Raw genomic sequence first — 23,810 nt, 5'->3', positions numbered from 1 at the left:
CATCTATTCGGGGTGGTGTGGTGCTTGACCCGAAGGTGCCAGATAAGGCCGGGTGACGTCCTTGAGCGTGGCATCCACAGCTTCAACCTTCAGAAGGATAGCGCCGTCCCCTGCAAGCGTCAGCAACATCTGACCGCTTCCATCCTCACCCGCTTCGAAATCGACCGACAACAAAGACAGAATCATATCTTTGTCACTGCGGTCGATGCCTTGGCTGGCCACCGACAGAACCGAGTCGAATACCAGCACTGACTGCACGCGTTCAAACGGACGGTCGCGACGGGCGGCCGCATCCTTGTCCTCCCAGCGGAACCGGTTCAGCAGCAGACCAAAGCGGCGCTTCGATGGCTGCCAGGTCATTTCGGTCACCGGGAACACGGCGTCCTGCGTCAAGGTCGAAATCACCTTAAGGTCATCTGTGTCCTCGGCCCCCAGGTTCAGCGGGGCCTCGCGCCCATCGTGAAAACTTGCGTCTGTCATTGGCCCTTGATCCGTTCAATTTTGGCACCCACGCCTTCCAGCTTGCGCACCACATGCTCATATCCGCGGTCCAGATGATAGACCCGGCTGACCGTTGTTTCACCCTCGGCCGCCAGACCAGCCAGAATCAACGAGACCGACGCCCGCAAATCCGTCGCCATCACAGGCGCGCCCTTCAAACGTTCTACACCAGTAACCGTGGCCGTGCCTCCATGCACCTCGATATTCGCTCCCATACGCACCAGCTCCGGGGCATGCATAAAACGATTCTCGAAAATGCGCTCTTCCAGAACTGCGGTTCCTTCAGCTGTACACATCAACGCCATCATCTGCGCTTGCAGGTCGGTTGGAAAGCCCGGGAAAGGCTCTGTCACTACGTCCACCGAAGTCACACGCCCATTCTTTCGCGCCACTTTCAAGCCGTTTTCGGTTTCCGTGACGCTGACGCCCGCCGCATCCAGCTTGGCCGCAAATGATTCAACCAGCGACATGCGCCCGCCCAGCAATTCAACCTCGCCGCCGCAAATGGCCGGGGCCAGCATATAAGTGCCAAGTTCAATCCGATCGGTCACAACTTGATGGGTTGCACCATGCAGCCGGTCGACGCCTTGAATTTCGATGGTAGATGTCCCCTCGCCCGAGATCTGCGCCCCCATCTTACGCAGGCATTCCACCAAATCGACAATCTCGGGTTCGCGCGCTGCGTTCATCAGAACTGTGGTGCCCTTAGCCAGCGTGGCTGCCATAACGATGTTCTCGGTGGCACCGACTGAAGCAAAACGCATCTCATGCACCGCGCCTTTCAACCCGCCCGGCGCTTTGGCGTGCAGATAGCCGTCTTTCAACTCAATCTCAGCGCCCAGCGCCTCAAGCCCGTCAACGTGCAAATCCATCGGTCGCGCGCCAATTGCGCAACCGCCGGGTAGCGAGACAACGGCTTCTCCGAACCGGGCCAGCAACGGACCAAGTACCAGATTCGATGCGCGCATCTTGCGAACGATCTCATAGTCCGCCGTCTGACTAGTCAGGTCATGACTGGACATCGCAATAACCTGCCCATCCTGCAACGAAGACACTTCGGCCCCCAGCGATTGTAGCAAGGCCGTCATGGTTTTGATGTCGCTGAGCCGTGGCGCATTGGTCAATGTCAGCGGCTCTTCGCTCAGAAGTGTCGCGGGCATCAGCGTCAGACACGCATTCTTGGCCCCCGCAATCGGTATCTGACCATTCAGCGGGCCGTTACCCGTCACCAGAATCGAGTCCATCTGCTCTTATCCCTCGTCCTTACTGGCATTGTCCTCGGAAGCCGCCCGCGCCTTGGCCTGAGCCTTGCGCCGCGCCATGTTCGCCTTCAGCGCTGCTTTCAGCCGCTCCTCGCGTGCGTCCCCGGATTTGCCCTGTTTTTTGGGTGAATTTTTATCTGTCATGATCTTTCTCTACAGGAGGTGAAAAAAACCGTCCAGACACCCTTGCGCCGCGTTTCGTTTGAGTCTAATCACCCGCCCACAGCGCTGCTGTAGCTCAGAGGTAGAGCACTCCCTTGGTAAGGGAGAGGTCGAGAGTTCAATTCTCTCCAGCAGCACCATGATTTCCTTATTTGCATCAGAAACTTACGACAAAACAGCGGCTTGCGCTTGCAGTCTCCTACACAGGAGTTCTACACAGTGACGCTTATCATGCCTGCACCAGTCAAAGACAAAAACAGCGGAATATATTACATCAGGGTGCGAGTTCCGGCGGACCTTAAGGGAATCGTCGACCGTGCCGAGGTGTCAAAGTCACTCCGCACCAGAGACCCGGCAGAGGCCAAAGAGAGATTTGCGGCTGAATACGCCAAAATCCAAAAGCGGTGGGCGTCCCTGCGGGCAAAGCCTGAACCCCTCCCTTTGAAAAAGATCGTTGCTCTTTCTGGTCGCGTGTATTTCCGTCTGATGGAAATGCTAGATAGTGAACCGGGTGAACCTGAGATATGGAACCGTGTACTTCACCTGAGCCAACAAGCGGAAGCTACCGAAGGCGGCATTGAAAAATGGTACGGAGATGTCGCTAACGAGATACTGGCGGAAGAAGGTATTGCTGTAGACGAACAGACGCGTGCGCGATTGCTACGTGAAGTCCACAGGTCTTGGATGCAGGCAGCTAGCCAGCAGTTGAAGAGAGCGGAAGGCGATTTCAGCCCGGACCCTCAGGCCATGCGTTTCCCTGAATGGGAACCCATAGACGCGCTGAAAGCGACAACGGGAGGCCCCACACTTACAAGTCTGTTTGATCGATGGAAGAAAGACCACCTAAGCAACGAAAAAGCTCCTGCAACGGTCGGTGACTTCGCTCAAAAGAAGGACGCTCTAGTCGATTATTTAGGTCATGAGGATGTCACTCAGATAAAGCCCAAAGACATTGCTGACTGGTGCGACTACTTGCGTGACGAGAAAGGACTGAAACCCAAGACCATTAGCCGGAAGTACCTAGCCGCCATAAGGGCCATTCTCCGTTTGGCGCGGTCAAAGTTCTTGATTGAATTTGACCCCTCGGCAGACGTATCCGTCAAAGTCCCCAATCCTGTTGCGGAGCGCTCCAAGGGCTTTACGGATGATGAAGCAAAGCGAATACTACAGCACGCCAGCAAAGCCCTGAAAGATGACACAAGGGCAACCCGCAAGAACAAACTAGCCTGCCGTTGGATACCATGGATATGCGCTTATACCGGTGCACGGGCGGGCGAAGTCGCACAGCTCCGCAAACAAGATTTGCGCAACGATGGAGACATCCACTGGCTCTTAATCACGCCGGACGCGGGCAGCGTCAAAGCCCGCCGCTACAGAACTGTTCCGATACACCCGCACCTATTTGAGATAGGCCTTGTCGACTTCATCAATAGCGCAGGTGAGGGCTATCTGTTCCACGATGGAGGCACCACCCCTAAGGAGGCTTTTCGCTTGTCCCAAAACGCGCGCGATAAGGTTGGTGATTGGGTCAGGAACAAAGTCGGCATAACAGACACAAGGATACAGCCGAGCCACGCATGGCGACATCGTTTCAAAACACAGGCGCGAAACGCTGACGTCGATGTTGTCTATCAGGACGCGATCTGTGGTCACGCAGGACGCACCGCTGGCGAGGAATATGGGGACTATCCGATTACGACGCTATTCCGTGAAATCTGTAAAATACCACACATTCAGATTGACTAGGGATATTGGGAGTTCAGCCAAACAAAAGATGAAACAGGCTTTCAGTCTTTCCAACTGAAACTATTCGTTTTAGTCGAAAAAATGCCAGGAATTTCTACTAGAAGAAAGTAGAGCGTTTCAGCGTAACATGCGACGCTGAACGGAAAATTAACGGAGTTAGTCTTGACAAAGAATTATATTATTGGGGGGCTGGTATGTCTTGTATTGGCTATGGTTGTTGGCGTTAAGCCAGTTCAGAGAGCAATAAACGAGGCGTTCAACCTAGGCACTTTGAGAGGTGTTGAAACTTGCATGTCATATTCCGACAGCGAGCTTCTTTCCAACGACGCTATTAAGGCAACCTGCGTGACAACCTTTCAAAAGCACCTGTTTCACAATGATCATGCCACAGGTCGCGCAGGGCCACGTTTGGACGAGCGAATTGTGAGTTGGGGCGGAGTTCTTCAAAACAAGACACCAGACCACGTGACTACTTGGATACAAATCTCTGTCAGCATCTATGACAAGGAAGGCAAAGAACAGGAGGTTTCCGCTGAAACAGCCATTTGGATAGACCCGCTAAACGAAGCCGATTTTCGGGTGGAACTGCCTGACTTAGAAAGCGAACAACTAGAAAACTTGGGTTTTTGTGAACACGAAGACACAAAGCCCGCCGAATGTATGGCGTGGGGTGTCACAGATGTAATGGGGTTGGCATTGTAGCCATGCCGGATAGAGCGAGAGGCGTCGGATAGCGGGAGTTCGCTGTGCCTGTAGCTTAGGGTCCCCATCTAAGATTGCGGCTGTTCAACATTGGCGAAACAGGAAGCGCGATCTGATGCAAGTGAGCGTCCTTAATTCCTATGGAAACTCGAATGAAACTCCGACATATTGATGCCATTGGATTGTAATGCCCTTAATATAGTAGGTGTAACTAAATGACCTCCGAGGTATGTCTTATGAATAGCATTTCGGTGGTTTTGGCCGCCGATAGTGCGACAACCGTCGAGTACTACGGCCAAAACGGAGCCGAGAAGCGCTACTTCAAAGGTGCTAACAAGATTTTCCAACTCTCCGAAGCCCATTCGGTTGGATTGATGATTTACAACTCGGCCAGCCTCTTGAATGTGCCTTGGGAAGTTACGATCAAGGAGTTCAGGAAGGAACTTGCCGATAAGTCCTTCAACACTGTTGAGGGATTTGCTGATGAGTTCATCGAATGGGTGAACGCTTCGCAACGGCTGTTCCCAGACGAAATTCGGCGGTCAGGCTTTGTTCAGCAAGTTGGAACCGCAGTGATACCTATGGTTTTTGGCTTCAATAAGCAGCGCCAAGAAGACGACACGCTAGATTTTTCAACTTTTGTGGACACCTATATTGCAACCGAAGGAGCTGTCGTTGAGAACTCAGAGCTTAGCGATGACGAGATTGGCGAGCTCACTGCGTCCACCAAAAACGAAGTGATAAATGAGTTCGATAAGTGGCTGGGGTTTGCCCAAATCACTGACGTAGACGAAGACACCCGCGACAAGGCCATTGAGGAAGCCACAAAACAAGCACTCAATATGTTGGCCCGCGAAAACAACTACTCTGGCCTGATATTTGCCGGTTTTGGAGATCACTCAGTTTTTCCGGAATTGGTATCCTATTCGCATTGCAAGCTTTGGGGCACTAAATTTGTCGCGTCCGGGAAGAAGGTTGAAAAAGTCACTCATGACATTCCAGCTGTTCTGTCGGCCTTTGCTCAAAGTTCTATGACAGACACGTTTGAGATTGGCCTAAGCTTTGATGTCTTTGCCAAGATGCAGGAAACGTTTGCTGGGGAACTAAAAACAATCTCCGACAGCTTGAACGAACTGTCTGGCGGCACCATTCCAGAAGGGAAGATTAATGAGCTAATTGGTGAGCGCCTTACGAGTTCAAAAGACAAAATCTTCGACTATGCAAGGACTGAACACTCGCTTCCACTGCGTCGGGTTCTGGGTGTATTGCCTGTCGATGAGATGGCAGAGCTTGCGGAAACCCTGATAAATCTGCAATCTTTGAAGGAAAAAGTAACCAAACCTTCGGAGACTGTAGGCGGTCCTGTTGATGTGGCGGCCATCACACGAAGTGAAGGGCTGGTCTGGATAAAGCGCAAACACTTCTTTGATCCGAGCTTGAACAGCCGCTTCTTTGAACGTAGGCGATAAGGGAGGAACTAATGGTGGACAGGACATTGCAGAAAGATCGCGAGAAGCAACTCACGCGCGAAGAACTGGATAGTCTGCTTGAAGAACTCGGTGTGTCAGCCGATACTGCCAAAGACGAGTATCGAAGCAGAGTTGAGAGTTTCAACAAGCTTACTTCCCGGCAAGACCAACGTAACAGCCAAATTGCGCATCTAAGCACGTCTTAGGAGTGTCATTTTGTGCTAGCAGCAAGTTTTTTCAAAGCGGGCTGAGCCATTGGCAATTGCCCCACCTAGGTGGGGACATCTTGAAGTGGATTGGGAGCTAACGGCCCGTAGGACACGCTGCTTTGTTGGCTGCAGCTACTGCCAGACCATCGACTTCTTCATTCCGTGGGTCGCCTGCGTGGCCACGAACCCACGCCCAGCGCACGTCCAGTCCGTCAGTGGCCGTCAGCAGTTCCTCCCAAAGGTCGAGGTTCTCTACTGGCTTCCCACTCGCTTTACGCCAGCCGTTAGTCTGCCATTTATGGTGCCATTCAGTCATACCTTGGATGAGCAATCTGCTATCAGAGTAGACGGTGATTTCGGCTTTCTCGTTTTTCTTGATCTTTTTGAGCCCCTGTATGGCGGCTGTCATTTCCATCCTGTTGTTGGTGGTGTGTTTGGTAGCGCCATGGATGGACCGCTTCTTGATCTCTTTGCCGCCTTCATATCGTCGGAGAGTTGCCGCCCATCCGCCTCGACCGGGATTGCCAAGGCAAGAGCCGTCAGTGTGAATGGTGATTTCAGTATTTGTCATTATGGGTTCTTCTTCGTTTGTTAGTGGGTTCTTGGGGTTCGTTTGGGGCGTTGTTAGCACGTAGTCTTGCCTCAGCAGGTCAAAGTCAGAACGCCAAGTTCAACTAAATGGGAAAGCGCCTCGCTTTGAGAGACCTCATGACCCATTTGCTCAACCATGCGTGCCCGCACAGTGTTGACTGCTGCCACCACCTCAGGGCGCACTCTCATGCTGGCCCAGTGGCTTGGTTTGTCGGCCCAAGGGGCAAGCTGGTCATCGATCTTGTCACGACCCAGACGGGCACGTGTGGTCGACCTCAGGCGTTTCGTGAACGCTCGTCGCTTGTCGTAGCCGATGCGGCGCAACCGTTTGTCGGCTACGCGGTTCTGTTCATTCAGTTTCATTGTCTTTCTCCAAAAATGAATAAAGACGCCCGTTGTGGACGTCCTGATCGCTGCTTGGTTCTCTGGTTTGGCAACCCTAATGTTGTTGCTGGTGGTGGCCGAATGGTCCCATTGGGGTCACGTTGAAATAGTCAGCTCGGGCACCTTCACGGGACACCTTGGCCCAGACCTTTGGCCATACTGTAGCTGGTTCAAAGTCGTCATAGACGTCAACGACGTCATCGCCCTTGTGGACGTATGGCTTTAGCTCCATGAGACGACAACGGCATGTTTTTTTCTGACAGAGGCAAAACTGCACCTCGTCACCACCTAAAGGACGATTATCATTCGTCCATCTGTATAGACCGATGGGTGCCAAGGGGTCGCGTTCAGTGGTGTCTTGGGGTGGCTGAGGTAGTTTGGTTTTGCGGAATACCGGTTCAAGGCTGCGTGGTTTTTGGGGAGACCAATGCTCCGCTGATTGTCCCTCCAGCACATGCTCATTCATCCATTCTACAAAGCCAAGTGTTGCGATAGGGTTTCGCCCTCTGCTGGTCTTGTGCAACAATTCTGTGATGGCACATGGTGAGATGAGCGACCCCCTATCCTTTCGCTTGTCATCGAATGAAAACGGGGTTTCTGCGATCTTCACTTTATCCATGTTATGAATACGGCCAATGGTCTTACTGTACCCGCCTGACTTTGCCTCAGGCACACCAGCAGCAGACAGGGCGTCGGGTGCATATAACCACTTTCTACCGCCTGACGTGATGACGTTGATTGAATGATTGTCGATCAGAAGATCGTTGAAGATGAGAGTGACGTGATTGAACGAATTTTCGTCGAACAATGGTCTGCCGATAGCATCGGTTCGCATGTTGATCTCCGTAGATGTTGGGGATGGGTGGTAAGTATAACTATAAGGGCAAGGGTGGGTTTTTCTGGGGTGGATATTCTCCGGCAGGCCACCAGAGGACCCCTCCGTTTGCTCCATTGTGTGCAAGGTGGGTTTTCAATCGATAACGCCCTGATGCACAGGCACGCCGAAATGATCTGACGGGACCTAAGCCCCGCCACAGATGGTCTGCTATCAGTCTTCCTGTCGGTCGCTTATAACGCCATGCTGACATCGCCTCGCAGTTCCATGAAACGAGGCAATTCGAACATTCTGTGTACTGCTATAGTGGGGGTGAATTGACCCAAGCTGGCCGTTAGGTAGGGCTATTATGAGCGATGACTTCGAGCCACCGGGGAGCGTTCTATTCGGGCTTGTATGAGGGTTGACTACCGCCGCACGACGAGCGTTCTGTACGGCATGTATGGGGGTTAATTGGTTTCTGCTTGTATGAGCGATGACAGTTGCTAAGTGACCGCTTTCTTTCTGCATGTATGTGGGTGAATTGAGTTTCGTCCTCAAGCCGTCTCTTTGGCCAGCCTGTAAACCGTGGCTCTGCTGACATTGAAGTCCCTTGCAATCTGGGTCGGCTTCTTGCCTTTCTGGAACGCTTCACGAATGGCGGTTGCCTTCTTCTCATCCATGGCGGGGCGTCCTTTGAATTTCCCCTCGGCCTTGGCCTTTGCAATCCCTTCACGCTGCCTTTCAAGCATCACCTCACGTTCAAACTGAGCAACAGCCCCGAGGATGGTCTCAAGCATCTGTGCAGTGGCACTGTCGTTCATCATGGGCATGTTCATGATGTGCAGTTGAACGCCTTTGCTTGAAAGCCGCTTGCGTATATCGACGAGGTCAGGGACCGAGCGCGCTAGACGGTCCAGCTTCGTGACGACCAAAGTGTCCCCGTCACGGGCAAAGTCTATGGCGGCCTCAAGCTGGTCCCTCTGCTTCACACTGCTGACCTGCTCAGCAAACACCTTCTCACAACCATGGTCTTTCAACTCACGCTGCTGGGCCTCAAAGCCTGCGATCTGGTCTGCTGTAGACGTCCGCGCGTATCCGATGAGCATGTGCCGGTCTCCGAAAGTGTATCGTTTAACTTTTAAGGTTAACTAAGAAAGTGTACTTTAATTGTCAACCCTACTTAAACGAGACAGAAAAGCGGGGTTGGCACATGTCTTGTTACACTCCGGTCAAATGAGACCCATGCGCTCAGGACGCCTTAGGGCATCTTCTGTGGTTCGTGAACGTCAGGGCGTAACGTCCAACATCAAGGAACACCTCACCGGGTCCCTCACGGGTCACCTTAAAGGGGACTGAACGGGTCTCACGCTCGATGAGCAAGTCAAAGGGGCCGACGCAAAAGTCAAAGACGATCATTCTACTATTCCTATTCTTGGTAGTGCTGCACCAACACGATGCAACGTGTAGATGATTCATGCCGAGGCACTCGTCAACCCATTGTTTTTATTGCGCTAAAGGGGACTTCCCGCAGTTGGAGAGAGTTGGTCCTGAGGTGGCCCCACCGGGGGGCCTGCGCGGCACTATTTATAATCTCGGGCAGTCAGATTTTTTTGCCAAAATATTTAGGCACTTGCTCATGTTGAAAATACCACAGTCGAATATCGGGCCTTTTCCAATAGACGGCAGAAATTTTTTTTGCGTAAAGTGAGGATGTTACTAGGATTTTTCTTGGGGAATTGTGATGAGGCTCTTTTTAGGAACCGCTTTAGTCTTGAGCGTTTTTCAAGCGTCTGAATTGTACGCTCAAAAGCTAAATGCGGATACGTTTGATGGCGTGATCAACCCTATGACTGACGACGGTCTTACTGGCGTTGAAGGTGATACTCTGATTACTGAAATGATGGCGGACAGTTTAGACACCGTCACCGAGTTCACTTACGACAATAGGTCGTGGCTAAAGGCGGGTGGCGGCTTAACTCCCAAAGTTCTCACCGACGAAATGGTGGCGCAGGGCTGGACCAACGAAGATGTGGCTCAGACGTTGCCAGCAACGCCGGACGTCTCATGGTCCGTGTATAGATCAATGGCAGGACCCGGTAAGGTGGATTTCATGGCTGTTCCGGATGTCGCTGGGGTTCCCGGGTATGTTTTTCAATCTGGTGGAAACATCGAACCCGTTCCAGCAGCATTTTCCTTAGGGTCGAAGGTTTCGGACATTCAAGAGAAGCTAATGGAAGCGATGATGATGGCCTTGAAGGGCGCTTGCAATTTACCAGTACGGCCAAATGAAATTAAGGCCTCGGCAAGTGCAGCCGGTATCGTTGCAGTTGAAGCGACTTGGAACACTACAGACGTATGTGATCGGCTGCCAAGTCCATAAAGCCCCTTCAGTCGCCGCTGGGTTGTCCGTGAGGGCACGCAGACGTTCGACCTCGCGGAGATCGTCAAGGGTCGCCGCTCGGATGTCAGGCTTGGGGGCTGCCTTGGTCTTCCCGATGGCGAGGACTTCGCGGATTGATGAGCAGGCATCAAATGTGCGGCGCTCCGCACTTTTTGCGCGGGCCACCTGCATGTAGTCAGTGGCACAACGGTACGCGAACGAGCAATTCTCAGTGACCCACGGCTTGAACGCCCCATGTTTCAACTCAGCCTTCACCGCGATCAGTTCCTCTCCGATGTCCACAGCGATTTCCTCAGCAGTGCGACCTAGCGCCACCACTTAACGGTTGGCAAATGCGTGTCTAACTCGTCACAGCTTGATCGCCCCCGGTAGGCAATATCGGTATCCTATCTGAAATACTTGTCTCAGCGGAATCCCTAAACCCCCTGTTACTGCAAATCCCGAGGGTGAAACGAGCAGCATTTCGGTGGGCGAACCACATTTCAACCGACTGGTTATTTCTTTGATTGTATTCGTCGATTTCTAGCATGATTTGATCAATTTCTGGGTCGCTTGTCCTACGGCCAACAATTATGGCCCTTAATTTTGTTGGGTCAAAAGAAACCGCAGGACCAACCGCCGAGGTCCAAAACCGGACCTCTTCCTCATATGCCCATTCCATTGGTTTTGTCAGAATGACGTCTGAGGCGATGGTTGGGAGCATGTTGACACGGGTGTGTTCTTGAAAAACAGTCACGGTCGGAAGCTCACTGGAATAGATAACGCCCCCCCAACCCACCTGCGTTCCGCTGAAAATACCCTCTGGTCGCTGAGCTTCGAAACAATAGCAAACTCCCTTATGGTCATCAGCATAGTGTGACCACATGAGCGAAATGTTTGCTCGCCGAGAGAAACACGAAACGCGATACTTGGATAACTGATCATCAATCGTGTCGCGTGCCTTTTTCATGGCATTGTCGGGGACCGGATCAATCAATTTCCTTGCGTCTTCCTCACTTTTGAAAAAATGGACAAAGCGATATTCGCTTTCATAAATGTCGTTGAAGTCCTTAAGATGACTAAAACCGAGAGTGCAATTTTGTAGTGTTCGAGCGACATTTTTTACTGGCCCATACTTAAACAAGCTGGAAGACAAGTTTGGAAAAATGTCATTCATGCGATTGTTCCAGTTCAGTTTTTTTGCGTCTTGTAACACCTACCATCAAACCTCAGCAGCGCCAATTGGAACTGAGAAGGCACCCCTCACGCCCACCAGAAGGGTACCTTAAGTCTCTCCTTCATTTACCCGAGGTTGCCCGAAGCAGCCGAACGCCCTGCCTGAAATGTCTTGTGGCTCGTGAAGGTCAGGCTGAACTGCCCCAACATCAACAAAGGTCTATCCCGGTCTCTCACGGGTCACCTTAGGAGGCTGGCCGAATAAACCCCTCCACACTACACCTACACAGGACTTGCACTGTCAGATTTTTTGTTTAATAAAATCAACATACTACAATACCACCACCTGAGTTCAATTCTCTCCAGCAGCACCATCCAATTCCAGAAAATGATAGTAGATTAATTTCCAGGGATGCGCCTGTCGTATTGCACCGCCATTTTGAGCGCCCAACACCAGTACCCCCGACCTAGGTTCTGCCACTATCTGCACAGTGTGGATATAAAGCGAAGCTATCTATGACTTGGTGGTCGCAAGCACGGTGTGAAGTTGAACCCAGCAATCCGTGAAGCCGCAATTATCAGGATGACAAGCGATCGGGGCTGTCACACCTCGCCCGCAAAGCGCACTGTTCCGCGGCTTTTCTAGTCATACGGGATTCTGCGATTCTGGTGATGCAATGCTGCTACAGTGCAAGCTTGGAGTGCCGCCGCCAATGCCCCCTCGCGTCATCCAAACTTTTATCTTGGGCAAATTTGCGCCACCCCCTCAGCAGGTTTCCGCAGCGTAAACTTGTGGCCTCTTTGCGGCTTGGCGAATTTGCCCTAAGCCCAACCAAACGTTTTGATGGGGGTCAAAATGAAACTTAGCGTACTGGAAGTTTTCTGCATACTACTGGCGAGCTCAGTGGCTGTTGCGGGGTTTGTCGGAGCCGCAAACGCACTGATATCTGCCTTTTGAGAGCCACGAAAAGCCCGCTTCGAAATGTTTCCCGGTTTTGCCTCGCGCCCTCTGAGTCCAGCCCGTTGCGGTGCCAAACCTGATATTACTGGTAGCATACCGTTTCGCCCGCACCTTCTTGCAGCGGCGCGAATTCAGCAACACTGGTCCGACCGTCAGACAAGATGCCTGTCGCTTTTATTGGATGCAGATGCGCCCCTTTTTCAATTCGTTCCGAACGATACGAACCGGTTGTCATATCTGAGCATTCGAACTGACCAGCGATAACTCGAGACGCCCTGGCCGAGAATGTGCCAGAACAAACGGCTTCTGTGGTTTGCAGGCAAAACTTACCCCTGTAGGCCCCCGACACCCACCAAGCCACACCTTCAAACTTACTGCCGTCAGAAAGCTTGCCACTTATGGCATTAAAATTGCCCGAATACTGCGCTTTCGTGACCGATTTCACTTCGCTTGAGCCATCATCACAGGCTGCAACGAATAAAAGGGCCATCAACATCAAAATAGCGGTGGAAAAAAGTCTTTTCACTAAAATCTCATTTCTAGAAAAAGGATAATTCATGCACAGGGTTTCTACCTTTGCATGCAATTGGGCGCAAGAACCTAGGTATGCCCCACGAAGATCATCCTACTAAGTGTCTACTAGCTGGGATTTCGGAAATAGCTGCAACGCCTAAGCGATCACTTCTCTGAGGGATCGCTTTCGGCGTAGTCCCGCAGACGTTCAATATCGGCAATCACCGCGTGGTTGCGATTGATCTTTACGCCGACCGTCTTCAGACGTGAGAATGCCCGACTGAGGCTTTCAGGCTTCATCCCAAGGCGGCCTGCGATCAGCATCTTGTCATAGGGCAGTTCGACATCGCAGCCATCGATCTCTGCATCACACAGATTGAGCAGAAACTCGGCCACACGCTGCGCACCCGTCTGGGCCTTGAGCTGCTCCAATTGTGCCACCAGCGCATGGAGATGAGTGAAGGTCGCAGCCAGAATCGACACGCCGATCTCGGGGTCTTCCTTCATCAAAGACAGCAGTACCGGGCTGGGTATGTGCATCACCTCGCAGGCGGAAACCGCCTCGGCGGAAACCGGGTATGGGACGTTCCGCAGTGCGACTGCCTCACCAAAGCTTTCGCCACGGGTAAAGACACTCACCACTGCTTCGGCCCCGGTGGGGGACATACGAAACAGTTTGACCCACCCCGCCAGCACCACATGAACGGCTTTTGCCTTTTCTTCCTGCAGGAATATCGTCTCGCCGCGATCATAGCTGCGCCAAATTGCGTGACTTAACAGCGTATCGATATGCTGCTCCGGCAAGCTCTTGAGCAAGAGAGACTGCCGCGCAATCGCCTTTTGTGCTTCGTGCGCCAAGAAGGTTCCCCTTTTTTCCCTAGTCGATCGTCTGACCGGTACATCCTTCGAGCACAGGCTATGCCAAAGCTGTGATCAACGCACCAGTCTTTTCCGCCGTCAACTTGACAATTGTCATGTAGCCTCGGTGGTCATGCGCCTAGTTTCGCTCCATAGCCAGTAAGCCGGGGAGCCAGAAAGATGGACTACGAGCGATTTTTCACCCAAAGCCTGGACGACCTGCGGGACGAAGGAAACTATCGTGTTTTTATCGACCTGCAACGCCGCTGCGGTTCCTTTCCGAACGCCCGCCAAACCGACGGGCAGGTGCAGCGAGATGTACGGATCTGGTGTTCGAACGACTATTTGGGAATGGGCCAGCACCCTTCGGTAATCGGGGCCATGCATGACGCGCTGGACCGTTGCGGCGCGGGCGCCGGGGGCACCCGGAACATATCAGGCACCACTCACGATCACGTGCTGCTTGAGGCCGAACTGGCCGATCTGCACGAAAAAGAGGCCGCGCTTCTTTTCACTTCTGGATATGTTTCAAACTGGGCAGCTCTCGGCACTCTCGCTGCAAAAATCCCCGGCCTGATCGTGTTTTCAGACGCGCTGAACCATGCCTCGATGATCGAAGGCATCCGCCATTCCCGCGCGCAAAAAGTGATCTGGAAGCATAACGATCTGGAAGATCTAGAGGCGAAACTGGCCGCTGCCGATCCCGAAGCACCGAAGATGATCGCCTTTGAATCGGTTTATTCGATGGACGGGGATATCGCGCCGATCAAGGAGATCTGCGACCTCGCCGATAAATACGGTGCGATGACCTATCTGGATGAGGTCCACGCCGTTGGCCTCTATGGCCCTCGCGGCGGTGGTATTGCCGAACGCGAAGGGTTGATGGATCGCCTCACCGTGATCGAGGGCACATTGGGCAAAGCCTTTGGTGTGGTCGGTGGATACATCGCCGCCTCGGCAGCACTGTGTGATTTCGTCCGCAGCTTTGCCAGCGGGTTCATCTTTACAACTGCCCTGCCCCCGTCGACGGCGGCTGGTGCTGCTGCATCGATCCGACATCTGAAACAGTCGAACATCGAACGCGATCAGCAAAAGGCCCGCGTGGCACAAGTCCGCGCAAGACTGGACGCAGAAGGCATCCCGCATCTGCCCAACCCCAGCCACATCATCCCGGTGATGGTGGGCGACCCAGTGAAATGCAAATTCATTTCGGACACGCTGTTGGAAGAGTTCGGCATCTATATCCAGCCGATCAACTACCCCACCGTTCCAAAAGGGACCGAACGTCTGCGGATCACGCCATCTCCGGTGCACACGGATGAGGATATCGATCATTTGGTCGGTGCGCTGTCGACCCTCTGGCAACGCTGTCAGATCGCCCGGATGCCTATGGCCGCCCAGTAATTCAAAGCGCTCCTTAGCTTGGCTAACTGCCGCCCAATTTGGGCGGCTTTTTCTTTTTCAGATCGAGTAAAGGCCAAAGATCAGCACAGCGAAACCGGTGAGAACTATTGTAAACCCTCGCAGCCAGGCCGGACTGTGGGCAAGCTCTAGATACCGGGCAAGAATTATCCGCCCTTTGATCAGCGCCAGCAGCAGAATACCCCCGCCCATGACAGCAGGAGGCACAGGTGTCATAGTCAACAACGCCGACCCTAGGCTAAGCCCCAGAAGGGCAAACCAGGCCTTTATCAATGGATTGTTGACCATAGCGTTCATCCCAACAGGTAAACCACTGGAAACAGCATGATCCAAACCAGATCAACCATGTGCCAGAACTGCGCGCCCGCCTCTATGTTGCGGGGATCATCTCGCCAGGTGACCAGCAGCAGGATACCCACCCCGGCCAGCACATGAGCCGCGTGAAAGCCAGTCAGCAAGTAATAGAACAAAAAGAAAGGGTGGCTTTCATAACTGATACCCTGCGCTGCCTTATCCGCATATTCCACGCCCTTGATGACCAGAAACACCACACCCAGAAAGGCCGCCCCGATCAGCGCCAGACGGGCCACACCGCGACGCGCCACCTGACGCCATTGCAACGCCTGCGCGGCCAGATAGCCCGAGGTGACCAGAACAGCCGTATTGAATGCAGCACCGGTGCGGTGCAGGTGCGACTGCGCCTCGGCAAAGCCTGCCGGGTCAGTCAGGCGCACCCCCATGAAGGCAACCATCCCGGCACCGAATACCAGCAGTTCCGAGATGATCAGCACCCACATAAGCAACTCGCCCGGAAGCTCGTCGATCAGAGACGCATCGCTCATGCGCCAACCAGTTGACGATAAATCTGCGGCAGGGCCATGGTCAGACGGTGCGGGTCTGGTATGACAGCAAAACCGCCCTGCCCGAACATGCGCGGGAACCAGCTTTTGCCGGTTTTGTCGATTGTGACGCCAAAGACCGACTGCCCGCCCCGGCGCGCCTCGCGGACAGCCATGCAGGTGTCCTCAATACCGTGGCGGCCTTCGTAGTGATCCAGGTCGTTGGGTTTGCCGTCGGTGATCACCAAAAGCAAACGGCGTTTGCGCGACTGCTCTGCCAGATCGGCCGAGCAATGGCGGATCGCTGCCCCCAGCCGAGTATAGTGTCCGGGCCGCAACGAGGCGATGCGCTGTTCGACCAGAGAGCCCATCGGTTCATCGAACCGCTTGCAGCGCTGCACGTAGACTCGCTGTCGTTTCAGCGAACTGAAGGCGTGGATGGCGAAATCGTCGCCGCAGGCATTCAGGCCCCAGGCAAGCGCGGCGAGCGCCTCGCGTTCGATGTCGATCACGGCGCGGCCGGTGACGGCACTTTCGGTCGAGCGGCTGACGTCCAGCAGGATCGACACGGCCAGATCACGGGCCTCTGGGCGGGATTGCATCCATATGCGTTCGGTACCTTCGCCATTGGCGCAGCGGTCCACCTGCGCCCGCACAGCGGCCTCAATATCCAACTGATCTCCGTCCAGATGACCGCGCGTCATCACCCGACCGGGGCGCAGGGCCTCGAACTGGCGTTTCACAGAGCGGATGCGGCGGGCGGTAGCGGGGTCCTTGCCAAACTCGGCGGCATCTTCGCGGATATCGGCATCCGACAACAGGACATTGACGTGGTCCGGCAGATACTGACCGGTCCGCACATCCCATTCAGGATAGAGGATACGGCCGGAAAGGCGTTCACGGTTCACGTCCTCGGGTGCAAGATCCAGATGCAGTTTCAACTTGGTCGGCGGCGCCTTGGAAATCTGGCCCAGGCCGATTTCTTCCTGATCATCGGCGGCTTTCTTTGCATTGTCAGGATCATCGTCGTCGATGCGACGATTGATGTTCAGGAACTCGGCCCAGCTGAGAATGGCCTCAAACTTATGCAGAATAAAACTGTCGCTGCGGTTGGCCTGATCCGATTTGCGGCGGCGCGCGCGGTGGGTTTTCTCACTGGATTCTTCAGGTGGACCTTCGGTTTCAGGGTTCTCTACCTCGTTATGTTCCGAAAACCCAACCGGGCGCAGCTCTGGCCACAGTGGGACAGGCCGGAAATGCTGATACCCACGCGGGGCGGTCAGGTCATCGCCCAGAGCCAAAAGCTGCTCGGCCTTCGGGGGCAGGGGCGCGGGGTCGCCCAGCATGTGACGAACCAGCTCTTCAACGGTAGCTTCAACCGGCGGAAGGCCGGAAATGTCGCGGTGATGGAGAACCCCTTTACAAAGCTCGGTATAAAGCGGGCGCAGGCCAGAGGCATCGTCCAATGTCGCCTCGACCATGCTCTGCGCCGCGATCAGCGCGCGCAGGTCGGCACGCAGCGGATCGTCTTCATCAATTCGGGTACCGGCATGGGCCGCTGCGGCCGCCAACCAGACATAGAGCGCGCCGTTTGCTTCGCGCGCGGGGAAAACGGCCAACCGGTCCGGCAGGCGCAGAACTTCGCCATCGAACGAGGCACGCGGCATCAGCTCGGCTTCGGTCGCCAGCTTGCGGCGCCAACTTAGCCGGTGTCGTGAAACCTCGGGTGAGACCGGGCGCAATTCGACGCCCGGACTACCCCCAAGCCCTCGGAAGAGGACAGCCAACCGCCCCGCGACCTCAGAGAGGTCGACCGCGGCTCCAACATGCACCTCAGGTGCATCGAGGCGGCTGGCAAGGGTGTGCCACAGTTTCCCGATCGTTTCTTCGGGTTCCCATGGCTCGAAATCGATCTTGACCATCGGCCGGCCTCACCCAAAGACAGCCGTGACAAGATCGAGGAGCCCGCGTTTGATATCCTCGTCATCAGTCAGAGGTTCGATCATTGCGGCAAGGATGGCGCGGTCGGTCGACATGCCCTGTGCGATCAGCGTCGCGGCATAAACGACCAGACGGGTGGAAACGCCTTCCTCTAGGTCCTGACCCTTGAGCCCGCGCAGCTTGTTCGCCAACCGGATCAGCGGCTTGCAGCGCTCCAGCGCCAGCCCGCTTTCCTGGGCTACAACTTCGGCCTCCATCTCGGGCGACGGGAAGTCGAATTCCAGCGAGATAAACCGTTGCCGGGTCGAGGGTTTCAGGGTTTTCAGGATATTTTGGTATCCTGGGTTATACGAAGCGACCAGCATGAAACCGGGTGCGGCCTCAAGCTCTTCGCCGGTGCGGTCGATCGGCAGGATACGTCGGTCGTCGGTCAGGGGGTGCAACACGACGGTGACGTCTTTGCGGGCCTCGACAACCTCGTCGAGATAGCAGATCGCGCCTTCACGCACCGCCCGGGTCAGGGGGCCATCGACCCAGACGGTTTCTCCACCCTTCAGAAGATAGCGACCGATCAGGTCTGCGGCTGCCAAGTCGTCATGGCAGGCGACCGTATAAAGCGGGCGGCCAAGGCGGGCGGCCATATGGGCCACAAAGCGGGTTTTGCCGCAGCCTGTCGGACCTTTCAGCAGAACCGGCAAGTCATTATTGTAGGCGGCAGTGAACACATCGCATTCATCACCTTGGGCGAGGTAGAAGGGGGCGTTTGCCGCCCCCATTCCCATGTTTCTTGAGCCGTCCATCTTCATGACTCCGCTGCGACGTGGTCAGGATCGTTTTCCAGCCGGTCGCGTTCGATCGGGCCGGGTTCAACCATCTCTTTCCGGGGCACCCAGATCGAGTAGATGAACAGCAGCGCGCCGAGGACAACGACGATACCCGAACCAAGACGCATCCAGTAGAAGATCGCGATCTGGTCTTGTACGTCCATGAAGTAGTCTCCGACCACACGTTGCATGTGTGTCTGCACGGTACCGCCGAAGGTCAGCACGAAGGTCATGAAGACCATACCGCTGGTCATCAGCCAGAACGAACCCATGTTCAGCACTTGGTTGTACGGATCACGGTTCTTCAGGATCGGCATCGCGTAGCTGAAGATCGCCAGGTTGAGACAGACATAGGCACCGTAGAAGGCCAGGTGGCCGTGGGCCGCAGTGATCTGGGTACCGTGGGTATAGTAGTTCACCCCGTGCAGCGTGTGCAGGAAGCCCCATACACCGGCACCGAAGAAGGCAAGCGTGGCACAGCCCAGCGACCACAGCAGCGCAGCCTTGTTGGGGTGGTCACGACGGCCCTTCCAAACCATGACGAAGGCAAAGGCCATCATTGCGAAGAACGGGATTACCTCGAGGCTCGAGAAGATCGAACCGATCCACTGCCAGTACGCAGGCGTACCGATCCAGTAGTAGTGGTGACCCGTGCCAAGGATGCCCGAGAACAGCGCGGCTGCGACGATGACATAAAGCCATTTTTCGACGATTTCACGGTCAACACCGGTCAGCTTCAGCATCAGGTAGGCCAGGATCGAGGCCATGATCAGTTCCCACACGCCTTCAACCCACAGGTGGACAACATACCACCAGTATTGTTTGTCCAGGGCCAGGTTGCCCGGATTGTAGAAGGCAAACAGGAACAGCAGCGCCAGACCCCACAGACCCAACAGAAGGATGTTGGTGATAGCGGTCTTCTTGCCCTTCAGAACAGTCATCGACACGTTGTAAAGGAAGATCAGCGCGGCCACGACGATGCCCGCCTTGACCCATTTTGGCTGCTCAAGGAACTCGCGCCCCTCTTTACCCAGTAGCCAGTTGCCTTCGAACAGGTTGAAGACATAGGTCACAACCACGCCCAGCGTACCGACCACAAGGATGATCAGCTGCAGATAGGCCAGCTTGGGCGAATGGATCTCACGTTCAGATTCTTCTGGGATCAGGAAGTAAGCCGCACCGAAAAAGCCCAGGATCAGCCAGACGATCAATGAGTTGGTGTGCAGCATCCGCACGATATTGAACGGCAGAAGCTCACTCAGGAAGTTCGGGAATACATAGATCAGACCGGCCAGAAGGCCGCCGATCACCTGTATCGCAAACAGGGCCATTGCCACCGCAAAGTAGGCGTAGGCGATTTTTTGGGATTCGTATTTCATTTCTCCGTTCCCTTTCTCAACCGGCCTCGTTAGGCGGCCAGCCCTGAGCGTCGATATTATCCGTCCAGATCAGGAAGTTGGTCAGGTCGCGGAGTTCTTCGTCGCTGAGGTTGAATTGCGGCATCTGCCGACGACCGGGAATGCCGGTCGGCTGCGCCTCCATCCAGCCCTTAAGGGCCTCAAAGGCTGTTTCCGGGTCGTCCAGAACACCCCAGCGGGTCATCACATTCGCGACTTCGGGGGCAAAGTAGGCCCCTTCACCCAGAATCGTATGACAGTTGATACAGGCGTGTTTTTCCCAAACATGTTTGCCCCGGACCACACTTTCATCGAGTTTTGCCGAATTCTCGGAATTCACGATGTACCAGTGTGAATGGGCCGACAGGGCCAGAAAGATGAGGATAAAGAACAGTGACCCGCCATAGAATATGTTGCGGGCCATGCTCTTGGTCATGACTTCTCGCATTGCGCTCTCCTTTGCGCAGATTAGCTAGTCTGACCAACATGGCGGCTGGGCCATGGTGTCTCCTTAACGAAAGTCAAGACCAGCTGAAGTAATTAAAATTCATCCCGCCCGGGCCGCGCGGGGACCGGTCAGCGCGGGCCACATGGCAATCAGGTACAGAGCAAAGGCGCAGATCCACAATCCGTCCGACAGCAACATCGCTACCAAGTAACCCCCGTTCAATTCGCCACCGACCCAACGCGACAGGGCGGCGACGGCCATCAGCCCATATGCAACCACCATCGGTCCCGGCGCGATCAATGCGCGACCACTGTGGCCCAGCGCTGCGCGACTCATGACCGCTAGGGTCATCCCGCCGACGCAGCCGATTCCCAGGACGTGCAGTGCAGCGACCTCGTTGCCAAGGCCCAGCACCGCCAATCCCCAGAGTATCAGCCCCGTCGCCAACATTCCGAGCCCCAGATGCAAAGCCAGAAGAATCGGTTGCCGCGCAGCCCAGCGCGCACGCCAGCGTGCCATGCGCAGAATCTGCACACCTCCTAAAGCCAATGCCCCAATCCCGGGAACCAGCCCTGCGCCTAGCACCAGAACGCTAAGAGGCAGAACCAACGCCAGAATCATGCCTGCTTTGTCCAAAACTGGAACTGAAACCGGCCAGGCGGCCTCGGGTTCGCCCGCGCGTTTCATAGCATTTCTTGTAAAGGCCGGGGTGATCCGCCCACCCAGAATGGCAATCATTGAACACAGCGACAGCAGCCCCGCGCGCAATCCAATCTGCAGCGTATCCGACGTGACTCCCATCCATTCCAGATGTGTCAGCAAGTCTGCGACCCAAATCAGGGTCAGCAGCAGGAGGAAAATCATGTTTTGCGGTTTCGGGCGCCGGATCAACTGGGTCAGGATTTTGGCTGCCAAAACAGGCACAAAGGCCAGGTCAACCACGGCAACGAAGACAGGCGGCAGCATCCCCGAAAACCACATCGCCATCCGCCCGGCCAGCCACAGTCCAGCGGCAAATGTTATAAAGCGAGCGCGCGCTTCGGGCGCACCTGTCCAATTCGGCACAGCCGTCAGGAAGAATCCGCCCAGCGCAGCCGTGGCATAGCCAAAGATCATTTCATGGGCATGCCACATCGGTGGAGTCATGCCGTAATCCGGTGCTAGATAGGGCGCAGTCAGCCACAGCCCCCAGACCAACCCCACGAACAGCCCATAAAGACCCGCAGACAGGAAGAAAACACGAAATCCCTCTCCGAGAACACGGGTGACGACGGTGGACATGACTGCTCTCCTTGACCGTTTTCTCAGCCCTAGCAGCGCGCCCACTTGCGTGACTTAACCAAAATCAAAAGCGCCCTAAACATATGTCTAAAACGCTTATTTTACGGGAGTTATTTAGTACTTTTTTCCCTTCTGCGCGTCAATTTACACCCCCGGTGTTGACTTTCGTCAAGGAGCGCCCACGCGCGATGTCTCACCCTTGGACCTGCCTCACCACGCAAATGGAGAGTGATCATGTCACTTGGAATCAGCTACAACAAAACTGGCCGCGCCTTTGGGGCCGGTTTGGCGATGCTGCTGGGCAGCGTCGCTGCACCAGCCTTCGCCGAAGAGCCAACCCTCAGCGAGGAAGCGTTTGAATCATCCAAACAGCTTTATTTCGAACAATGCGCAGGCTGTCACGGCGTTCTGCGCAAAGGCGCCACAGGCAAGAGTCTTGAACCACATTGGAAGAAAACCGCAGCCGACGGAACCGTGACCGAAGGCGGAACCCTTGCACTCGGGCAGGAACGTCTTGAGAAAATCATCGCCTGGGGTACCGAAGGCGGTATGAACAACTTCTCGGACATCATGACCGAGCAGGAAATCAAGGATATGGCGACGTACATTCAGATGGAGGCCCCCAAGCCGCCTGAGATGTCGCTGGAGCAGATGAAAGAGACCCGCAAGGTCTATGTCGAAGAAGCCGACTACCCGACCGAGCCGCTTCACGGCCGCAACTGGGAAAACTTCTTCGTCGTCATCGAGCGTGACGTAGGTAAAGTAGCCGTTATCGACGGTGACACCAAAGAAGTGCTGACACACATTCCGACAGGTTACGCCGTGCACGTTCTGAAAGCATCGGAACACCACAGCATTACCGAGCCGGAACATCCCGGCCGCTTCTGGTACACCATGGGCCGCGACGGCAAGATGACCAAGATCGACCTCTGGCAGAAGCCCGAGAACATGTTGGTTTCGGAAGTCAAGATTGCCTATGACGCACGCGACGTGGCCGTTTCCGGCGACGGCAAATACGTCATCGGTGGTGGTTACTGGCCGCCGCACTTTGCAATCGTAGATGCCCAGACAATGGAACCGGTCAAGGTTGTATCGACCCGCGGTGTGAACGTGGACGGCGACTATGTGGAAGAGGCCCGTGTGGCCGCAATCTACACAACGCCGAACGAACCGACCTGGATCGTCGCGATCAAGGAATTGGGTCAGCTGTGGCAGGTTGATTATACCGACCTGGATAACCTGCGGATCGACAAGATCGACAGCGCCAAGTTCCTGCATGACGGTTTCTTTGACCCGACAGGCCGGTACTTCCAGATCGCCGCGAACGCGTCGAACAAGATGGTTGTCGTCGACACTGAAACTCACAAGCTTGAGGCGATGATCGACACAGCCGCGCTACCGCACCCTGGCCCCGGCGCCAACTGGGTTGACCCGAACTGTGGTCCGGTGGCTGGCACAACCCACCTTGGTGTTGGTACTGTGACTGTCTGGGGCAACGACCCCGAGAACCGTCCGGACGATGCCTGGAAGGTTTGCTACGAAGTGGAAACAGACGGGCCCGGCCTGTTTGTCCGCACCCACCCGAACTCGGACTACATCTGGGCTGACCAGACCAAGCACCCCGAGCCTGAAATTCAGCAATCGGTGCAGGTCATCTCGAAAGAGACCGGCGAGATCGTGAAAACCATCCAGATCACCGAAGATGAAGGCAGCGCTGCCGTACACTTCGAGTTCAACGCGGATGGCACCGAGGTCTGGGTTTCCAAGTGGAACCTGTCGGACTCGAAAGAGCCCAACGGTCAGATCGTGATCTTCGACGCCAAGACGCTGGAAGAAATCGGTCGCATCGAAGGGCTGTATGCCCCGACCGGCAAGTTCAACGTCTACAACCGGTCGAACCACGTTACCTAACGGGTTCGCAGTAAAA

At 54.9% G+C, this 23,810-nt stretch carries 24 protein-coding genes and 1 tRNA gene; 7 read left to right on the top strand and 18 right to left on the bottom strand.

Features of this window, described 5'->3' with window-relative positions:
- Positions 1-3: 3 nt before the first annotated feature.
- The 3 genes from GOW93_RS04385 to GOW93_RS04375 are packed head-to-tail and all read right to left on the bottom strand — an operon-like array spanning position 4 to position 1,907.
- On the bottom strand, positions 4-480 hold the full coding sequence (locus tag GOW93_RS04385; protein WP_170381908.1) for a DUF2948 family protein: 477 nt from the start codon (positions 478-480) through the stop codon (positions 4-6).
- Complete coding sequence (gene murA, locus GOW93_RS04380; protein ID WP_170381907.1) at positions 477-1,745, bottom strand: UDP-N-acetylglucosamine 1-carboxyvinyltransferase; 1,269 nt, start codon at positions 1,743-1,745, stop codon at positions 477-479. The genes GOW93_RS04385 and murA overlap by 4 nt, the downstream gene beginning before the upstream one ends.
- Before the next feature lie 6 nt (positions 1,746-1,751).
- On the bottom strand, positions 1,752-1,907 hold the full coding sequence (locus tag GOW93_RS04375; protein WP_170381906.1) for a hypothetical protein: 156 nt from the start codon (positions 1,905-1,907) through the stop codon (positions 1,752-1,754).
- Positions 1,908-1,990: 83 nt separating this feature from the next.
- On the opposite strand from GOW93_RS04375, the gene GOW93_RS04370 reads away from it, so the two are divergent.
- The 4 genes from GOW93_RS04370 to GOW93_RS04355 all read left to right on the top strand — a co-directional run bounded on the left by GOW93_RS04370 (position 1,991) and on the right by GOW93_RS04355 (position 5,842).
- Positions 1,991-2,065, top strand: a tRNA-Thr gene (locus tag GOW93_RS04370).
- Positions 2,066-2,144: 79 nt separating this feature from the next.
- On the top strand, positions 2,145-3,671 hold the full coding sequence (locus GOW93_RS04365) for a DUF6538 domain-containing protein (protein ID WP_170381905.1): 1,527 nt from the start codon (positions 2,145-2,147) through the stop codon (positions 3,669-3,671).
- Positions 3,672-3,833: 162 nt separating this feature from the next.
- Complete coding sequence (locus tag GOW93_RS04360; RefSeq protein ID WP_170381904.1) at positions 3,834-4,373, top strand: hypothetical protein; 540 nt, start codon at positions 3,834-3,836, stop codon at positions 4,371-4,373.
- 236 nt (positions 4,374-4,609) lie between these two features.
- Positions 4,610-5,842: a hypothetical protein gene (locus tag GOW93_RS04355; RefSeq protein ID WP_170381903.1), complete on the top strand. Its 1,233-nt coding sequence runs from the start codon at positions 4,610-4,612 to the stop codon at positions 5,840-5,842.
- Positions 5,843-6,145: 303 nt separating this feature from the next.
- On the opposite strand, the gene rnhA is transcribed toward GOW93_RS04355, so the two are convergent.
- The 4 genes from rnhA to GOW93_RS04335 all read right to left on the bottom strand — a co-directional run bounded on the left by rnhA (position 6,146) and on the right by GOW93_RS04335 (position 8,949).
- On the bottom strand, positions 6,146-6,622 hold the full coding sequence (rnhA, locus tag GOW93_RS04350; protein ID WP_170381902.1) for a ribonuclease HI: 477 nt from the start codon (positions 6,620-6,622) through the stop codon (positions 6,146-6,148).
- Positions 6,623-6,693: 71 nt separating this feature from the next.
- Positions 6,694-7,005 carry a hypothetical protein gene (locus GOW93_RS04345; RefSeq protein WP_170381901.1) on the bottom strand — a complete coding sequence of 104 codons (312 nt, stop codon included), beginning with the start codon at positions 7,003-7,005 and terminating at the stop codon, positions 6,694-6,696.
- A gap of 76 nt (positions 7,006-7,081) precedes the next feature.
- Positions 7,082-7,861: a hypothetical protein gene (locus GOW93_RS04340; protein ID WP_170381900.1), complete on the bottom strand. Its 780-nt coding sequence runs from the start codon at positions 7,859-7,861 to the stop codon at positions 7,082-7,084.
- A 536-nt stretch (positions 7,862-8,397) separates the two neighbouring features.
- Entirely contained in the window at positions 8,398-8,949 is a 552-nt protein-coding gene (locus GOW93_RS04335) for a recombinase family protein (protein WP_170381899.1), read from the bottom strand.
- A gap of 635 nt (positions 8,950-9,584) precedes the next feature.
- Here GOW93_RS04335 and GOW93_RS04330 point away from each other — a divergent pair.
- Positions 9,585-10,223: a hypothetical protein gene (locus tag GOW93_RS04330; RefSeq protein WP_170381825.1), complete on the top strand. Its 639-nt coding sequence runs from the start codon at positions 9,585-9,587 to the stop codon at positions 10,221-10,223.
- Here the strand turns inward: GOW93_RS04330 and GOW93_RS20890 are convergent.
- The 4 genes from GOW93_RS20890 to GOW93_RS04310 form a co-directional block, all read right to left on the bottom strand.
- Positions 10,113-10,526 (bottom strand): DUF3102 domain-containing protein, encoded by a 414-nt coding sequence (locus tag GOW93_RS20890; RefSeq protein WP_170381898.1) that lies wholly within the window; start codon positions 10,524-10,526, stop codon positions 10,113-10,115. The genes GOW93_RS04330 and GOW93_RS20890 overlap by 111 nt on opposite strands.
- Before the next feature lie 58 nt (positions 10,527-10,584).
- Complete coding sequence (locus GOW93_RS04320) at positions 10,585-11,400, bottom strand: DUF2971 domain-containing protein (protein WP_170381897.1); 816 nt, start codon at positions 11,398-11,400, stop codon at positions 10,585-10,587.
- Positions 11,401-12,442: 1,042 nt separating this feature from the next.
- Complete coding sequence (locus GOW93_RS04315; RefSeq protein WP_170381896.1) at positions 12,443-12,919, bottom strand: hypothetical protein; 477 nt, start codon at positions 12,917-12,919, stop codon at positions 12,443-12,445.
- Positions 12,920-13,038: 119 nt separating this feature from the next.
- Complete coding sequence (locus GOW93_RS04310; protein WP_170381895.1) at positions 13,039-13,731, bottom strand: Crp/Fnr family transcriptional regulator; 693 nt, start codon at positions 13,729-13,731, stop codon at positions 13,039-13,041.
- 180 nt (positions 13,732-13,911) lie between these two features.
- Between GOW93_RS04310 and hemA the strand changes: the two genes are divergently transcribed.
- The gene (hemA, locus tag GOW93_RS04305) at positions 13,912-15,135 is read left to right on the top strand and encodes a 5-aminolevulinate synthase (RefSeq protein ID WP_170381894.1); all 1,224 of its coding nucleotides are present in this window, start codon (positions 13,912-13,914) and stop codon (positions 15,133-15,135) included.
- A gap of 57 nt (positions 15,136-15,192) precedes the next feature.
- On the opposite strand, the gene GOW93_RS04300 is transcribed toward hemA, so the two are convergent.
- From GOW93_RS04300 to GOW93_RS04270, 7 genes are all read right to left on the bottom strand, one after another.
- Positions 15,193-15,441 carry a cytochrome C oxidase subunit IV family protein gene (locus GOW93_RS04300; protein ID WP_254443464.1) on the bottom strand — a complete coding sequence of 83 codons (249 nt, stop codon included), beginning with the start codon at positions 15,439-15,441 and terminating at the stop codon, positions 15,193-15,195.
- Positions 15,442-15,446: 5 nt separating this feature from the next.
- Positions 15,447-15,995 carry a cytochrome c oxidase subunit 3 gene (locus tag GOW93_RS04295; protein ID WP_170381892.1) on the bottom strand — a complete coding sequence of 183 codons (549 nt, stop codon included), beginning with the start codon at positions 15,993-15,995 and terminating at the stop codon, positions 15,447-15,449.
- The gene (locus GOW93_RS04290) at positions 15,992-17,914 is read right to left on the bottom strand and encodes a nitric oxide reductase activation protein NorD (RefSeq protein ID WP_170381891.1); all 1,923 of its coding nucleotides are present in this window, start codon (positions 17,912-17,914) and stop codon (positions 15,992-15,994) included. The genes GOW93_RS04295 and GOW93_RS04290 overlap by 4 nt, the downstream gene beginning before the upstream one ends.
- Before the next feature lie 9 nt (positions 17,915-17,923).
- Entirely contained in the window at positions 17,924-18,733 is an 810-nt protein-coding gene (locus GOW93_RS04285; RefSeq protein WP_170381890.1) for a CbbQ/NirQ/NorQ/GpvN family protein, read from the bottom strand.
- 2 nt (positions 18,734-18,735) lie between these two features.
- Entirely contained in the window at positions 18,736-20,136 is a 1,401-nt protein-coding gene (locus GOW93_RS04280; protein ID WP_170381889.1) for a cbb3-type cytochrome c oxidase subunit I, read from the bottom strand.
- A gap of 16 nt (positions 20,137-20,152) precedes the next feature.
- Complete coding sequence (locus GOW93_RS04275; protein ID WP_170381888.1) at positions 20,153-20,602, bottom strand: c-type cytochrome; 450 nt, start codon at positions 20,600-20,602, stop codon at positions 20,153-20,155.
- Positions 20,603-20,701: 99 nt separating this feature from the next.
- Positions 20,702-21,883 (bottom strand): NnrS family protein, encoded by a 1,182-nt coding sequence (locus GOW93_RS04270; RefSeq protein ID WP_170381887.1) that lies wholly within the window; start codon positions 21,881-21,883, stop codon positions 20,702-20,704.
- A gap of 234 nt (positions 21,884-22,117) precedes the next feature.
- On the opposite strand from GOW93_RS04270, the gene GOW93_RS04265 reads away from it, so the two are divergent.
- Positions 22,118-23,794, top strand: coding sequence for a cytochrome D1 domain-containing protein (locus GOW93_RS04265; protein ID WP_170381886.1), 1,677 nt, complete (start codon positions 22,118-22,120; stop codon positions 23,792-23,794).
- Positions 23,795-23,810: the final 16 nt, after the last annotated feature.

The sequence above is a fragment of the Ruegeria atlantica genome (assembly GCF_013032455.1).
Classification (GTDB): domain Bacteria; phylum Pseudomonadota; class Alphaproteobacteria; order Rhodobacterales; family Rhodobacteraceae; genus Ruegeria; species Ruegeria atlantica_B.
This window is presented reverse-complemented; position numbering and strand designations above follow the sequence as displayed.

What these genes read in the sequence shown, in the direction of transcription:
- GOW93_RS04335 (WP_170381899.1), bottom strand. Translation starts at nt 8,949, where the DNA reads ATGCTCATCGGATACGCGCGGACGTCTACAGCAGACCAGATCGCAGGC.
- GOW93_RS04270 (WP_170381887.1), bottom strand. Translation starts at nt 21,883, where the DNA reads ATGTCCACCGTCGTCACCCGTGTTCTCGGAGAGGGATTTCGTGTTTTC.
- GOW93_RS04295 (WP_170381892.1), bottom strand. Translation starts at nt 15,995, where the DNA reads ATGAGCGATGCGTCTCTGATCGACGAGCTTCCGGGCGAGTTGCTTATG.
- GOW93_RS04375 (WP_170381906.1), bottom strand. Translation starts at nt 1,907, where the DNA reads ATGACAGATAAAAATTCACCCAAAAAACAGGGCAAATCCGGGGACGCA.
- murA (WP_170381907.1), bottom strand. Translation starts at nt 1,745, where the DNA reads ATGGACTCGATTCTGGTGACGGGTAACGGCCCGCTGAATGGTCAGATA.
- GOW93_RS04265 (WP_170381886.1), top strand. Translation starts at nt 22,118, where the DNA reads ATGTCACTTGGAATCAGCTACAACAAAACTGGCCGCGCCTTTGGGGCC.
- GOW93_RS04300 (WP_254443464.1), bottom strand. Translation starts at nt 15,441, where the DNA reads ATGGTCAACAATCCATTGATAAAGGCCTGGTTTGCCCTTCTGGGGCTT.
- GOW93_RS04340 (WP_170381900.1), bottom strand. Translation starts at nt 7,861, where the DNA reads ATGCGAACCGATGCTATCGGCAGACCATTGTTCGACGAAAATTCGTTC.
- GOW93_RS04285 (WP_170381890.1), bottom strand. Translation starts at nt 18,733, where the DNA reads ATGGACGGCTCAAGAAACATGGGAATGGGGGCGGCAAACGCCCCCTTC.
- GOW93_RS04275 (WP_170381888.1), bottom strand. Translation starts at nt 20,602, where the DNA reads ATGCGAGAAGTCATGACCAAGAGCATGGCCCGCAACATATTCTATGGC.
- GOW93_RS04290 (WP_170381891.1), bottom strand. Translation starts at nt 17,914, where the DNA reads ATGGTCAAGATCGATTTCGAGCCATGGGAACCCGAAGAAACGATCGGG.
- GOW93_RS04315 (WP_170381896.1), bottom strand. Translation starts at nt 12,919, where the DNA reads ATGAATTATCCTTTTTCTAGAAATGAGATTTTAGTGAAAAGACTTTTT.
- GOW93_RS04280 (WP_170381889.1), bottom strand. Translation starts at nt 20,136, where the DNA reads ATGAAATACGAATCCCAAAAAATCGCCTACGCCTACTTTGCGGTGGCA.
- GOW93_RS04330 (WP_170381825.1), top strand. Translation starts at nt 9,585, where the DNA reads ATGAGGCTCTTTTTAGGAACCGCTTTAGTCTTGAGCGTTTTTCAAGCG.
- GOW93_RS04355 (WP_170381903.1), top strand. Translation starts at nt 4,610, where the DNA reads ATGAATAGCATTTCGGTGGTTTTGGCCGCCGATAGTGCGACAACCGTC.
- GOW93_RS04320 (WP_170381897.1), bottom strand. Translation starts at nt 11,400, where the DNA reads ATGAATGACATTTTTCCAAACTTGTCTTCCAGCTTGTTTAAGTATGGG.
- GOW93_RS04385 (WP_170381908.1), bottom strand. Translation starts at nt 480, where the DNA reads ATGACAGACGCAAGTTTTCACGATGGGCGCGAGGCCCCGCTGAACCTG.
- rnhA (WP_170381902.1), bottom strand. Translation starts at nt 6,622, where the DNA reads ATGACAAATACTGAAATCACCATTCACACTGACGGCTCTTGCCTTGGC.
- GOW93_RS04345 (WP_170381901.1), bottom strand. Translation starts at nt 7,005, where the DNA reads ATGAAACTGAATGAACAGAACCGCGTAGCCGACAAACGGTTGCGCCGC.
- hemA (WP_170381894.1), top strand. Translation starts at nt 13,912, where the DNA reads ATGGACTACGAGCGATTTTTCACCCAAAGCCTGGACGACCTGCGGGAC.